Here is a 12020-nt window from a genome sequence, read left to right on the forward strand (position 1 = left end):
TCCCGCATTAACGGGCAGTAAAACTCCCACCTCAAAATTCGGATGGAGCAAAGAAGTTAGGTGGGAGATCAACTGCCCGTAAACGCCCGATTGGTTCAACTAATAATCAGTGGGGATGAACAAAACCCCCACTGATTAAAGTTTCACTTTATATATAATGCACATAATATTGAGGGGGAAGAAGCGATGGTAAGAGAACAGTTTCAATGTGATTTAAAAACGTTACAGCAAAAGGTAGTTGAACTTGGTGAATTAGCAAGGGAAGCTCTATTGATTGCTATGGAAGGGCTTCACAAAAGAGATGTAGAGAAAGCGTTAGAGGTCATTGATGGTGATTATCGTATGGATAATTTAGAAGAAGAAATAAATGATCTTGCGCTTATGCTTATTACAAAGCAGCAGCCTGTAGCAAGTGATTTACGAAGAATTTTCATTTCAATTAAAACAGCGACAGATTTAGAGCGTATTGCAGACCACGCTGTTAATATTGCGAAATCAACAATTCGCCTTGGAGAAAAAGAAGTGGTTGTTAGCTTGCAGAATCTTGATGAAATGTTTGAGATTGCTCATAAAATGTTAAATTTAGCATTAGAAGCATACGAGCAAGAAAATTTAACTTTTGCTAGACAAATTGCCGAAATGGATGATTCAGTTGATGAAATTTATGGGAAGGCGATTCGTGAATTTATTTCCTCTATCCCTGGACAACCAGAAGCGATTACACAAATTACACAACTATCCTTTGTTGCTAGATATATTGAGCGTGTAGCAGACCATGTTACGAATATTGCTGAGAATGTATTTTATTTAGTAAAAGGAAAGCATTATTTATTGAATGAGTAGGAAAAGAGTAGGTGATGAGAAATCACCTGCTTTTTTTAGTCAAAACATGACAAAAAAAGCTCGTTGTTTCCTTTAGTTTATGATGATAAGATGTATCATAATTAATGGAAAAATAAGTACATATGTGTTAATTACATCTTATTAAATATTTTGCTAAGTTAATAGTAAGCGCTTTCTTTTTTTGCTAGGATTAAAAGGTACATTTATTTATCCCGCTATTTGTGGGCAGTTAATGCGGGATAAATGATATACATGTGGTATACGGAGTTCTTGAACATTATATAAGTGGAGGCTGAAGTATATGAAGGGGGTTATTTTAGCTGGAGGAAAGGGAAGACGCCTTAGACCATTAACATGTAATACTCCAAAACCGATGTTACCATTGTTAGAAAAGCCGGTTCTTGAATATAATATTGAATTATTACGTCAGCATGGCATTCGTGAAATTGCAATTACTGTTCAATATATGAGTACAGCTATTAAGCAGCACTTCGGTGATGGTAGTAAATGGGGAGTTAACTTGTATTATTTTGAAGACTCTCCCCCACTTGGAACCGCAGGGAGCATTAAGCAAGCGGAAAGTTTTTTAGATGAAACATTTGTTGTTATTAGTGGGGATGCATTAACTGATTTTCAATTATCAGAAGGAATTGCATTTCATGAACAGAAGAAGAGAATGGTAACGATGTTTGTGAAAGAAGTAGAAAATCCACTCTCATTTGGGTTAGTTGTAACGAATAAAGAACAAGAAATTATACGATATATAGAAAAACCGAGTTGGAATGAGGTAGTTTCTAATGTTGTGAATACAGGTATTTATATAATGGAGCCGGAAATATTTTCTTACATACCATCCATGGAATTTTTTGATTTCAGTCATGATGTATTTCCATTATTGGCAAATAAAAATGCGTTATTTGCATATTTATCAGAAGACTATTGGCTAGATATTGGTATATTTGATCAATATCGGCAAGCTCAATTCGATTTGTTGACGAAAAAATTGAAGGTGCCTATTCCATATACAGAAGTATTACCAATGGTGTGGATGGGAGAAGGCGTAACGATAGGAAAAGGGACGAAAATTCATGGTCCTTCTTTTATTGGAGAAGGCGCAATAATTGGTGCGGGGGCTGTAATTGAACCGTACTCTATTATAGGGAAAAATAGTATGGTTTCAAGTTATTCTCATCTTCAAAAAAGCATCGTTTTTGCAAACGCCCGTATCGGAAAATATTGTGAGTTGCTAGAAACAACAATTGGAGAGCATACAATGGTTGAAGATGATGTTACACTTTTTCAAAAAAGTATCGTAGCGGACCATTGCCATATAGGGAAAAGTACAGTAATTAAGCAAAAAGGAAAACTATGGCCATATAAGGTGATAGATAGTCATTCAATAGTAGGCTCTGCTGGTGTTCAAGAGAGTGAAAAGGGGGCAGGATGGTTACAAAAAAGCCGGATTGTAGGAAGAGGCAATGTTGAGATTACCCCTCAATTTATTGTGAAAGCCGCAATGGCTTATGGTTCTCTTTTTGTAAAAGGAGAGAGTATATTAATCGGAAGTCAAGAAAATATAGAAACAACGTCCTATAAAAACTTATTCCTCCATGCTATTCATGGTATTGGGATTCATACGATGGAATGTAAAGAAATGAACGAGTCACTTTTTCAGTATGCCATTCATAATTTGAACTGTGCAGGTGGGGTTTTTATTCAAGTGGAAAGTGATAGAGGGATTGTTATAAAGATGTATGGCAGGGATGGAATGTTATCGTATAAGCAGCAAAAAACGATCGAACAACTATATATGTCTGAGTCGTTTCGTTACGTATGTGAGAAAGAAATGGGACGAAGTAAGCAGGTTCATGTTTCTTTAAATAATTATATAGAAGCAGTATTAGAACACATTGATATAGAGAAAATAGAAAAACAGAAGTTTCATCTTCTTATTAATAAGAGAAATGATATGTTACAACAGTTACTTATTCTCTTTCTGCAAAGGCTTGGGTGCACAGTTACATGGATTTATGCGGGGGGACAAAAAGATCATGTGAAAGCTTTGATGAAATCGAGTAAAGCGAATATGGCGCTTATGTTTTCTGAACAAGGAAATCAATTCGATTTATATGATAATCATAGTAATATTTACCAAGGAACTGATTTTGAAGAAGTAGATATTCCTGATTTATTATTCGAATCAGCAGGTAAAATTTACCCAATGTCTTTGAAATTGGGTGGTTGTTACCTTCTATTTTATATGCATGATGAAAAAAAGTCTTTTCAAATAAGATGGAAGCGAGATATTTTATATCGAATAGGAAAATTATTTGAGTTAATAGCACTGCAGGAAAAAACATTTCTCAGCATATTAGAGCAATCACCTCCGCTCTATTTACTTTGCGATGAAGTTGTGTGTTCGTGGAAGGAAAAAGGGAAAGTAATGCGGAAATTATTGGCTGACATGGAAAGAAAAGAAGACGGGATATTAGAAGGAGTACAGTTCAAATATACAGAAAAAGAGTGGTCTTATATCGTTTCTGACGCAAAACAACCAAAATTTTTAGTGTATTCACATGCTAGAAACCCAGTAATAGCAAGGGAAAACATGAAAAATCTTATAGAAAAAATTAGACAATATCAAAAGGTGTAGAATTTTTATTTTAAAAGTGGTATTATGGTATAGTCTGATTTAAGTTATTAGTACTGGAGGGAAATAAGAATGCGTGTGAATATTACTCTAGCATGTACAGAATGCGGAGATCGTAACTATATCTCAAAGAAAAATAAACGTAACAACGCTGAGCGTATCGAGCTTAAAAAGTATTGCAAGCGTGACAAGAAGTCTACGTTACACCGTGAAACAAAGTAAGCAGTAGGAATATTTTCCTACTGTTTCTTTTTTTTATGCGATTCCTACGTAAAAGTGATACACTATCCTCGTAGAGTAAAGTGTCACTGTAAGGGGGAAAAGTGTGTGAAAGAAGAGAAAATACGTTTACGTAAACAAATAATAGAACGCATGAATTCTTTATCTGAAGAACAGTATACAACTTTATCGGAACAAATTGCAGTTTCGTTGTATGGACAAAAAGAGTGGATTGAAGCTAAAACAATTGGAATCACTCTCTCGATGGAACATGAAGTGAATACATATCCTATTATCGAAAAAGCTTGGGAAGAAGGAAAGGAAATTGTTGTTCCAAAGTGTAATAAAGGGACAAGAACGATGTCTTTCCGGAAAATTAGTAATTTTGATCAATTAGAAACAGTATATATGAATTTACGTGAACCGATTCCAGCGTTTACGGAAGAAGTGAATGCGTGTGAAATTGATCTTCTTATCGTGCCAGGAGTAGCCTATACGCGGCGAGGGGAACGGATTGGATATGGCGGTGGCTACTATGATCGTTATCTCGTGCATTATAAAGGGAAAACGCTATCATTAGCTTATGATTTTCAAATGGTAAAACATATTCCTGTTGAACCATTTGATAAAAATGTAGAAAAAATTATTACAGAAAAAGGAACAATGGTTATAAATGGGCTTGTATAGACAAATAAAAATTGACGAGACTTTTTCTTCTTGATTATAATAAAATATGTGAACGTTTTCTTATTATAGTTTTTTATAGTAAGTAAGCATTGAGGGTGATGAAATGATATCCATTTATGATATTCAACAATTGCTAAAGAAATTTGGTACGATTATTTATACGGGTGATCGAATTGCAGATTTACAATTAATGCAAGATGAATTGCGTGAATTAAATCAATCACAGTTAATCGATCCACAAGACTATCAAACAGCTTTATTTTTATTGAAGCAAGAAATTCAAAAAGAGCTAAATAAGAATTAGATAAAGGTAGGTAAGCAACATGGAAGAGAAATGGTTAGTTGGGGTTGACCTTGGTGGTACAACGATTAAATTAGCATTTATTAATGTGTACGGTGAAATTTTACATAAGTGGGAAATCCCTACGAATACAAATGAGCAAGGAAAACATATTACACTTGATGTAGCGAAAGCTATTGATAAAAAGTTAGAAGAGTTAGGTGAATTAAAAAGTAAGTTAATTGGTGTTGGTATGGGAGCTCCTGGTCCTGTACATGTGGCATCTGGAATGATTTATGAAGCGGTTAATTTAGGATGGAAAAACTATCCGTTAAAAGATTTATTAGAAGTAGAAACAGGATTACCTGTTGTGATTGATAATGATGCAAACTTAGCGGCGCTTGGTGAAATGTGGAAAGGTGCTGGCGAAGGAGCAAAAGATTTAATCTGTATGACACTTGGCACTGGTGTTGGTGGCGGTGTAATCGCCAATGGTGAGATTGTACACGGTATAAGTGGAGCTGCTGGTGAGATTGGACATATTACAGTAGTTACAGAGAATGCTTTCCCGTGTAATTGCGGGAAGTCTGGTTGCTTAGAAACAGTAACATCTGCAACGGGTATTGTGCGTGTTGCTATGCAAAAAATTCAAGAGACTGATAAAGAGAGCATGTTGCGTTCTATGTTAGCAGAAGAAGGGCTTATTACATCAAAAGATGTGTTTGAAGCGCATGGACAAGGTGATGAACTAGCAGGCGAAGTAGTAGAAAAAGTAGCTTCTTATTTAGGATTAGCTGTAGCGAACCTGTCTAGCACGTTGAATCCAGAGAAAATTGTTATTGGTGGAGGCGTGTCTAAAGCTGGAGATGCACTTTTAGAGCCAGTTCAACGCTATTTCGAACAATATGCTTTCTCACGCGCTGTAAAGAGCACGAAGTTAGCCATTGCGACACTTGGTAATGACGCAGGTGTTATCGGAGGAGCTTGGCTTGTAAAAAAGCACAAATACGAAGCGAAGATGATATAAGTTGTGAAATATGAGAAGAGGAAGGGGGCACCCCTTCCTCTTTTTATGCAAAATCTTGATGAAGAATTCCATGTAAATGAATTAAGCTGCTGGAGGGTACCCATTATATAGAACAGTCATGATTGTAAACCATCCGAAAACGAGTACGGTTGCAATTGCAAAACCGCCTGCGAAAAAGTTCTTTTCGCGAAGTGTTCTAAGCGTAGCAAATACAGCTAACAGAGTGACTAGCGCAAAAATAATAACAAGGCCCATACAATATCCTCCTCTGTCTTCTCATTTCTTACGATGAGTTTTTGGAATATTTACTCTTTTATATTGTACATGTTTTAAAAATGAATGTCGAGATAGCATCCTTTCTTTTCCTAAGAGAAAGAAATGTTGTATCATTGAAAGTAAGTTCAATAACTGGAGGAGATTTTTATATGAAATGGACACAAATGCCTTTAGGCCCATTACAAACAAATGCTTATATTTTAACGAATGATCAAAATGAGTGTATTATTTTTGATCCTGGTCATGAAGGAGAGAAACTTGTTACATATTTACAAGAAGCGCAGTTAAAGCCCCTTGCGGTTTTATTAACACATGCTCACTTTGATCATATTGGTGCTGTTGATGCCGTGAGAGATGCTTTTCGTATTCCGGTATATGTACATAAAGAAGAAGCGGATTGGTTAGGAGATGCAACTGTGAATGGATCACAAATTTTTATGATGAACCGCAGTATTACAGCGAAACCAGCAGATCAAATTATTGATGCAGAAGGTACATTAACAATCGGTTCTTTTAACTTTGAAATTTTTGAGACACCAGGACATTCTCCAGGAAGTATTTCTTATTATTGTAAAGAGGCGAATGCCGTATTTTCTGGTGATGTATTATTCCAAATGAGTATTGGAAGAACAGATTTGCCTGGCGGAAGCTTTGCTGAATTAATTGGAAGTATTGAAGAGAAATTATTTGTATTACCAGATGAAACAGCGGTGCTATGTGGGCATGGTCCAGAGACAAGCATTGGATTTGAAAAAGAAAATAATCCATTTTTACAATAAGGAGTCATTATGGGGATGGAGCTCATTTTAAGAGAATGGATGGGGAAAGAAAAGGATTATTCAATTTCATACAGTACGTATATGAACCTCGTATTATATGCAGAGGGACATGGATATTATATGAGAGAACGTGAAAAAATTGGGAGGCAAGGAGATTTTTTTACGAGTAGTAATGTATCTTCTGTCTTTGCGAAGACTTTTGCTAAGTTTTTCATTCGGCTTGTTGAAAATGGAGAAGTTTCTTCAAATATTTGTGAGGTTGGTGGGGGAACAGGAAAGTTTGCCTATGATGTTTTACAAGAATGGAAACAATTATCTCCGGAAACCTTTAGTAGTTTAAACTATTCAATTGTTGAAGTGAGCCCTTTTCATAGAAGATTACAGCAGGAGAGTCTTTGCTCATTTGATAATGTATCGTATTATACATCGTATATTGAAATGGGAGAGTCTTTCGAAGGAATTATTTTTTCGAATGAGCTATTTGATGCGTTTCCTGTTGAAGTAGTTGAGAAAAGAAATGGAATTTTGTATGAAGTACGTATCACGTATACAGAGGAAGGGGACCTTGCAGAAGTATTTAGGCCAGTAGAGAAAAGAATTGGTCGATACTTATTGAAATATAATATTCATATTGCAGAGGGGCAGCGATTTGAGGTACCTATTGCAATGGAAGAGTATATAGAAGAGATTGCAGAATGGTTTCAGCGAGGTATATGTATTACAGTTGATTATGGTTATACAAAAGAAGAATGGATGCATCCTGCACATCATGAAGGAAGTTTAAGAGGATATTATAAGCATAAGCTAATTCGTAACCCTCTTGCATATCCAGGAGAAATGGATTTAACTACCCATGTTCATTGGGATGAGTTGAAGATGATTTTCGAGTTACAAGGGATTCATACGATATGGCACAGGAAGCAATCAGAGTTTTTGTTAGCGGCAGGAATATTAGAACATCTTACGAGTCATCAAGATACGAATCCTTTTTCTGAAACTCAAAAACGAAATCGAGCAGTTCGTTCTATGATTTTGAACGGAGGCTTAGGAAGTGCCTTTGATATCGTTATGCACACGAAAGATATGAAGAATTTACATTTGAATCGATATTTAACAATATGAAAAAACAAGACACAGTATATTTCTGTGTCTTGTTTTTTCATACGACTTATGTAGTATTATATATTTCCTCTCATGATATATATTTATATTAAAGATATGAGATGGAAAATATAGAATACGTTCTTTTTCTCTGTCTATTAGTCCCTAACCTAATAATACACGAACGAGTTGAATAATTGTTTCGTTTTCTACTTTGTAGTAAATTTCTAATCCTTTTCTTTCACTAGAAACGATTTTAGCACTTTTTAACTTTGCTAAATGCTGTGAAATTGTAGATTGTGGCATGTTTAAGCCAGTGTACATTGTAGAAACATTGCTTGGGCCACGTTCAATTAATCCTTTTACAATACATAAGCGAACAGGATGAGCAAGCACTTTCAATAATTCTGCATTGCTTTCATATAGTTCTATTTCTTTTTGAAAGGTTTCTAACATGTTCTTTTCCACCTCCGTGTGAGCTGTTATACCATACCATACTATACATACCAAAAAATTAAAGAAAAGAAAACAGTTGTTGCAGAAAAAAAGTCCTAAAGTAAAGAAATTGTAAGAAAAGAGACCCTGATGTAAATAAAATAGATAAATTTGTACGGTTTTGTAAAATGACACTTTTGGGTGAAAATTTTGATGCGTTTTAAAAATTGAAAGATATAGATATATTTGTAACACAATTTTATCATGATTTTCTTATTCTTTCAAATGAATATACGAAATTTTTAAAATAATATGACAAAGGAATTGTAATGATATATATAGAATATAGAACAGGTTAAAAGAAGCTGACTATAATCAGCTTCCTTATGGTGATGATTAAATATTTGAGTCATTTATTCTAGAGCTCATCTTTTATCAACTTTAAAAATCTATGGTTCCATATATTCTCATAAAAATCAATTGTCTCTTTTGCCGACATAAATGGATTATGTAACGTAGAGGTTGTTTTCTGTACCATGAAGTTTTCGTATCCTAGTCCGTGGGCAAATTTAATCGTAGCATCCATGCAGTATTCTGTTTGGGCACCACAGAATTCAATACGATGTACGGATAATTGATCTAAAATCTCTTTTAAGTTTGTTTTATAAAATGAATTTGCATGTGTTTTTCTTATAAAAAAATCTTGTTCTTGAACATCTAGATCAGCATGAATAGCCCAAAGTTCTTTTTCAGGTACTAAATCATCATCACAATGTTGAACAAAAATGATTGGTTTATTTGATTTTCTGTATGAAGAAATTCTTTTATTTACTTTTGAAAGTAAGCTTTGTAAGTCAAATAAGTGTTCTTCGCTATAACATACTCCATTTTGTAAATCGATAACGATTAAAACATCTGCACAAGTATCCATTATTTTTTGCCCCTTTTTTTTACTTCTTAATATATCAATTAATTTATTACTTGGAAATAGATGGTGCTCTATCGTTTTTTTATGAACTATACGAAAAGTAAGAAATATACTCAAAAACATAAAAAGAAGATATGAAAACTTAATTTCATATCTTCTTTTCTCTCTATGCATTTACAGGTTCTTCTACATAAGAAAGGGCATTTTCAAAATCGGATATTAGATCGTTAACATTTTCAAGACCGACAGATAAACGAAGCAATGAATTAGAAATGCCTCTTTCGTCACGTGCCTCCTGTGATAAAGCGGCATGTGACATTTTTGCTGGATAGGAAAGAATAGATTCAACAGCCCCTAGACTAACCGCAAAAACGGGTAGTTTAACTTTCGATAAAAATTGGCGGAGTGCGTCTTCTGATTGTAAAGTGAAAGATAGGACAGCTCCGGCTGATGTAGCTTGAGATTGTTGAATATCATAGCCAAGATGTGATTGTAAGCCAGGATAATAGACATTTTGGACTTTAGCGTGCTCTTGTAAATAATGTGCAATTTTATTGGCGTTAGCAGCGGAGTGCTCGAGACGTACATGCAATGTTTTTAAACCGCGAAGTACGAGAGAACAATCTTGAGGTCCTAAAATAGCGCCAAATGCATTTTGTAAAAATCCAAGTTTTTGAGCGAGTTCGGCATCTTTTACAACCGCTAATCCGGCAGTAACATCACTATGACCAGCAATAAACTTTGTGGCACTATGAAGAACGACATCGGCGCCAAGATCAAGTGGCTTCTGGAATAGTGGTGTCAAAAATGTATTATCAACAAAAGTAAGAGCACCAATAGATTTTGCAAGATTAGAAACAGCACGAATATCTGTCACTTTTAAAAGTGGGTTAGAAGGTGTTTCTACATAAAAGAGCTTCGTATTTGGTTTAATGTTTTCTTTTACTTTTTCTACATTTGTCATATCTACAAATGTATGTGAAACACCGTAACGAGAGAGTACTTCAGTTATAATTCGATAAGTGCCTCCGTATACGTCTTCTGAAATGAGTACGTGATCACCTTGTGAAAGAAGGAGAAATGCAGTGGAAATCGCTGCAATTCCTGATGCAAATGCGAATCCTTTTGTTCCGCCCTCTAATAAAGCAATGATATCTTCAAGAGCTTCACGAGTTGGATTACCCGATCGGCTATAGTCGTATTTCCCAAAAGTATCTACGTCAAACTGGTGAAATGTTGATGTGTTATAAATGGGAACGTTAACAGCTCCTGTTTGCGAGTCATGTTTATATTGGTTGTGTAGTAGGAGTGTATCGATAGAATAACTCATATTCTTACACCTTCTTTTACAAGTTTAATGGCTTGCTTTAAGTCTTGAATTAAATCGTTACTATTTTCAATGCCGACGGAGAATCGAAGAAGACGATTACATACACCGTTTGCCGTTCTGATTTCTTCTGGAATATCAGCATGCGTTTGCGTTGCTGGATAAGTCATTAAACTCTCTACACCACCAAGACTTTCAGCAAATGTGATTAAGGATAAAGATTGTAAGAATGGATTAATCCATGTTTCATCTTGAAGGCGAAACGAAATCATGCCGCCTCTTCCTGGATAAAATACATCTGTCACACCATCTTCATCATTTAAATAAGCAACAATTGCTTTCGCATTTTCTTCATGTTGTTTCATGCGAAGCGCTAAAGTTTTCATGCCACGAATTAATAGCCATGAGTCAAATGGGCTTAAGACAGCACCGGAGGCATTATGATAATGAGCGATTTCCTCACAAAGTTCCTTTCCTTTTGCAACGACAAGTCCGCTTAATACATCATTATGCCCACCTAAATATTTCGTTGCACTATGAAGTACGATGTCAGCACCTTCTGTTAATGGCTGCTGTATATAAGGCGTGTAGAATGTGTTATCTACGATAAGAAGTAGTCCGTGTCTTTTCGCTACAGTTGCGACAGCGGCAATATCAGTAACTTGCATTAATGGATTAGTCGGAGTTTCTATGAAAATAGCCTTCGTTTCATTTGTGATAGCTTGCTCAATTTGTTTAATAGATTGTGTATTTACGTATCTACATCGAACATTCCACTTTTTTTCGTGTTCGGAAAATAAGCGATACGTTCCCCCGTATAAATCTTCGGATACAATAAGTTCATCTCCAGAACGGAATAATGAAAGGACGAGGAGAACAGCTGCCATACCTGAACTACAGGCATAACCTTGTTCGCCATATTCTAAGTCTGCGATTGCCTGTTCTAAAAGACCACGAGTTGGATTTCCAGTTCGTGAATAGTCAAAGCCGGTAGATTTACCAAGTCCTTCGTGACGATAAGCGGTTGAGAAATAAACGGGTGGATTAACAGTTCCTGTTGTAGTTTCGCTACGATTTCCGATTTGTGCTAGTTTTGTTTCGATAGTTGACATGTAAAAATTCCTCCTTTTTAAATTGAACCAGTAGTTGAATATAAAATAAAAAAAGCCTTCTAAGAAGAAGGCTTTCGGATTGAATAGAGTCTTCTTCTCATCTGTCAAATCTTTCACAATTTGCTGGAATTAGCACCTTATTAACAAATGTTAATGGTTGCTGAGGCGTCATAGGGCCAGTCCCTCTACCTCTCTAGATAAGAATGTTCGTATGAAATTTTTATTATGTTTTTAACTTTACAACAAAAGTTAATTGAATTGCAACTTTATTTTAAATAATTTTTATTTTTCCGCAAGTGTCATTGACTTTTATATTTGTGCATGCTAAATTTATAAAAAATTAACAAACATTGTTA

General features: G+C 35.2%; 13 protein-coding genes and 1 riboswitch. Of the genes, 8 read left to right on the top strand and 5 right to left on the bottom strand.

What is annotated here, in order from left to right:
- Positions 1–186 precede the first annotated feature (186 nt).
- The 6 genes from phoU (at position 187) to glcK (ending at position 5706) form a co-directional block, all read left to right on the top strand.
- Positions 187–843, top strand: coding sequence for a phosphate signaling complex protein PhoU (gene phoU / locus MRBLBA3_RS00755; protein ID WP_000251238.1), 657 nt, complete (start codon positions 187–189; stop codon positions 841–843).
- A 301-nt stretch (positions 844–1144) separates the two neighbouring features.
- Positions 1145–3496: a sugar phosphate nucleotidyltransferase gene (locus MRBLBA3_RS00760; RefSeq protein WP_363379520.1), complete on the top strand. Its 2352-nt coding sequence runs from the start codon at positions 1145–1147 to the stop codon at positions 3494–3496.
- 69 nt (positions 3497–3565) lie between these two features.
- Positions 3566–3715 (top strand): 50S ribosomal protein L33, encoded by a 150-nt coding sequence (rpmG, locus tag MRBLBA3_RS00765; RefSeq protein ID WP_001265616.1) that lies wholly within the window; start codon positions 3566–3568, stop codon positions 3713–3715.
- Between the two features lie 105 nt (positions 3716–3820).
- On the top strand, positions 3821–4399 hold the full coding sequence (locus MRBLBA3_RS00770; RefSeq protein ID WP_044737736.1) for a 5-formyltetrahydrofolate cyclo-ligase: 579 nt from the start codon (positions 3821–3823) through the stop codon (positions 4397–4399).
- A gap of 103 nt (positions 4400–4502) precedes the next feature.
- Entirely contained in the window at positions 4503–4703 is a 201-nt protein-coding gene (locus tag MRBLBA3_RS00775; RefSeq protein ID WP_000623706.1) for a YqgQ family protein, read from the top strand.
- A gap of 19 nt (positions 4704–4722) precedes the next feature.
- A complete protein-coding gene (gene glcK, locus MRBLBA3_RS00780) occupies positions 4723–5706 on the top strand; it encodes a glucokinase (protein WP_000391717.1) in 984 nt (327 codons plus the stop codon).
- Positions 5707–5787: 81 nt separating this feature from the next.
- On the opposite strand, the gene MRBLBA3_RS00785 is transcribed toward glcK, so the two are convergent.
- Entirely contained in the window at positions 5788–5961 is a 174-nt protein-coding gene (locus MRBLBA3_RS00785) for a DUF2759 domain-containing protein (RefSeq protein ID WP_000524846.1), read from the bottom strand.
- 170 nt (positions 5962–6131) lie between these two features.
- On the opposite strand from MRBLBA3_RS00785, the gene MRBLBA3_RS00790 reads away from it, so the two are divergent.
- A complete protein-coding gene (locus tag MRBLBA3_RS00790; protein WP_044737737.1) occupies positions 6132–6761 on the top strand; it encodes an MBL fold metallo-hydrolase in 630 nt (209 codons plus the stop codon).
- Between the two features lie 9 nt (positions 6762–6770).
- The gene (locus MRBLBA3_RS00795) at positions 6771–7883 is read left to right on the top strand and encodes a class I SAM-dependent methyltransferase (protein WP_044737738.1); all 1113 of its coding nucleotides are present in this window, start codon (positions 6771–6773) and stop codon (positions 7881–7883) included.
- A 144-nt stretch (positions 7884–8027) separates the two neighbouring features.
- Here the strand turns inward: MRBLBA3_RS00795 and MRBLBA3_RS00800 are convergent, their stop codons facing one another.
- From MRBLBA3_RS00800 to metI, 4 genes are all read right to left on the bottom strand, one after another.
- Positions 8028–8318: an ArsR/SmtB family transcription factor gene (locus tag MRBLBA3_RS00800; RefSeq protein WP_000894375.1), complete on the bottom strand. Its 291-nt coding sequence runs from the start codon at positions 8316–8318 to the stop codon at positions 8028–8030.
- 397 nt (positions 8319–8715) lie between these two features.
- Positions 8716–9228, bottom strand: coding sequence for a cysteine hydrolase family protein (locus tag MRBLBA3_RS00805; protein WP_044737739.1), 513 nt, complete (start codon positions 9226–9228; stop codon positions 8716–8718).
- Positions 9229–9391: 163 nt separating this feature from the next.
- Entirely contained in the window at positions 9392–10555 is a 1164-nt protein-coding gene (gene metC / locus MRBLBA3_RS00810) for a cystathionine beta-lyase (protein ID WP_000122287.1), read from the bottom strand.
- On the bottom strand, positions 10552–11664 hold the full coding sequence (gene metI, locus MRBLBA3_RS00815) for a cystathionine gamma-synthase/O-acetylhomoserine thiolyase (RefSeq protein ID WP_000103904.1): 1113 nt from the start codon (positions 11662–11664) through the stop codon (positions 10552–10554). The genes metC and metI overlap by 4 nt, the downstream gene beginning before the upstream one ends.
- 94 nt (positions 11665–11758) lie before the next feature.
- Positions 11759–11868, bottom strand: a riboswitch (SAM riboswitch).
- Positions 11869–12020 lie beyond the last annotated feature (152 nt).

The organism is Bacillus sp. LBA3-1-1.1, from assembly GCF_040676495.1.
Taxonomy (GTDB): domain Bacteria; phylum Bacillota; class Bacilli; order Bacillales; family Bacillaceae_G; genus Bacillus_A; species Bacillus_A nitratireducens.

Coding starts and splice junctions, on each gene's coding strand:
- phoU (WP_000251238.1), top strand. CDS start 187: ATGGTAAGAGAACAGTTTCAATGTGATTTAAAAACGTTACAGCAAAAG.
- MRBLBA3_RS00760 (WP_363379520.1), top strand. CDS start 1,145: ATGAAGGGGGTTATTTTAGCTGGAGGAAAGGGAAGACGCCTTAGACCA.
- rpmG (WP_001265616.1), top strand. CDS start 3,566: ATGCGTGTGAATATTACTCTAGCATGTACAGAATGCGGAGATCGTAAC.
- MRBLBA3_RS00775 (WP_000623706.1), top strand. CDS start 4,503: ATGATATCCATTTATGATATTCAACAATTGCTAAAGAAATTTGGTACG.
- glcK (WP_000391717.1), top strand. CDS start 4,723: ATGGAAGAGAAATGGTTAGTTGGGGTTGACCTTGGTGGTACAACGATT.
- MRBLBA3_RS00785 (WP_000524846.1), bottom strand. CDS start 5,961: ATGGGCCTTGTTATTATTTTTGCGCTAGTCACTCTGTTAGCTGTATTT.
- MRBLBA3_RS00790 (WP_044737737.1), top strand. CDS start 6,132: ATGAAATGGACACAAATGCCTTTAGGCCCATTACAAACAAATGCTTAT.
- MRBLBA3_RS00795 (WP_044737738.1), top strand. CDS start 6,771: ATGGGGATGGAGCTCATTTTAAGAGAATGGATGGGGAAAGAAAAGGAT.
- MRBLBA3_RS00800 (WP_000894375.1), bottom strand. CDS start 8,318: ATGTTAGAAACCTTTCAAAAAGAAATAGAACTATATGAAAGCAATGCA.
- MRBLBA3_RS00805 (WP_044737739.1), bottom strand. CDS start 9,228: ATGGATACTTGTGCAGATGTTTTAATCGTTATCGATTTACAAAATGGA.
- metC (WP_000122287.1), bottom strand. CDS start 10,555: ATGAGTTATTCTATCGATACACTCCTACTACACAACCAATATAAACAT.
- metI (WP_000103904.1), bottom strand. CDS start 11,664: ATGTCAACTATCGAAACAAAACTAGCACAAATCGGAAATCGTAGCGAA.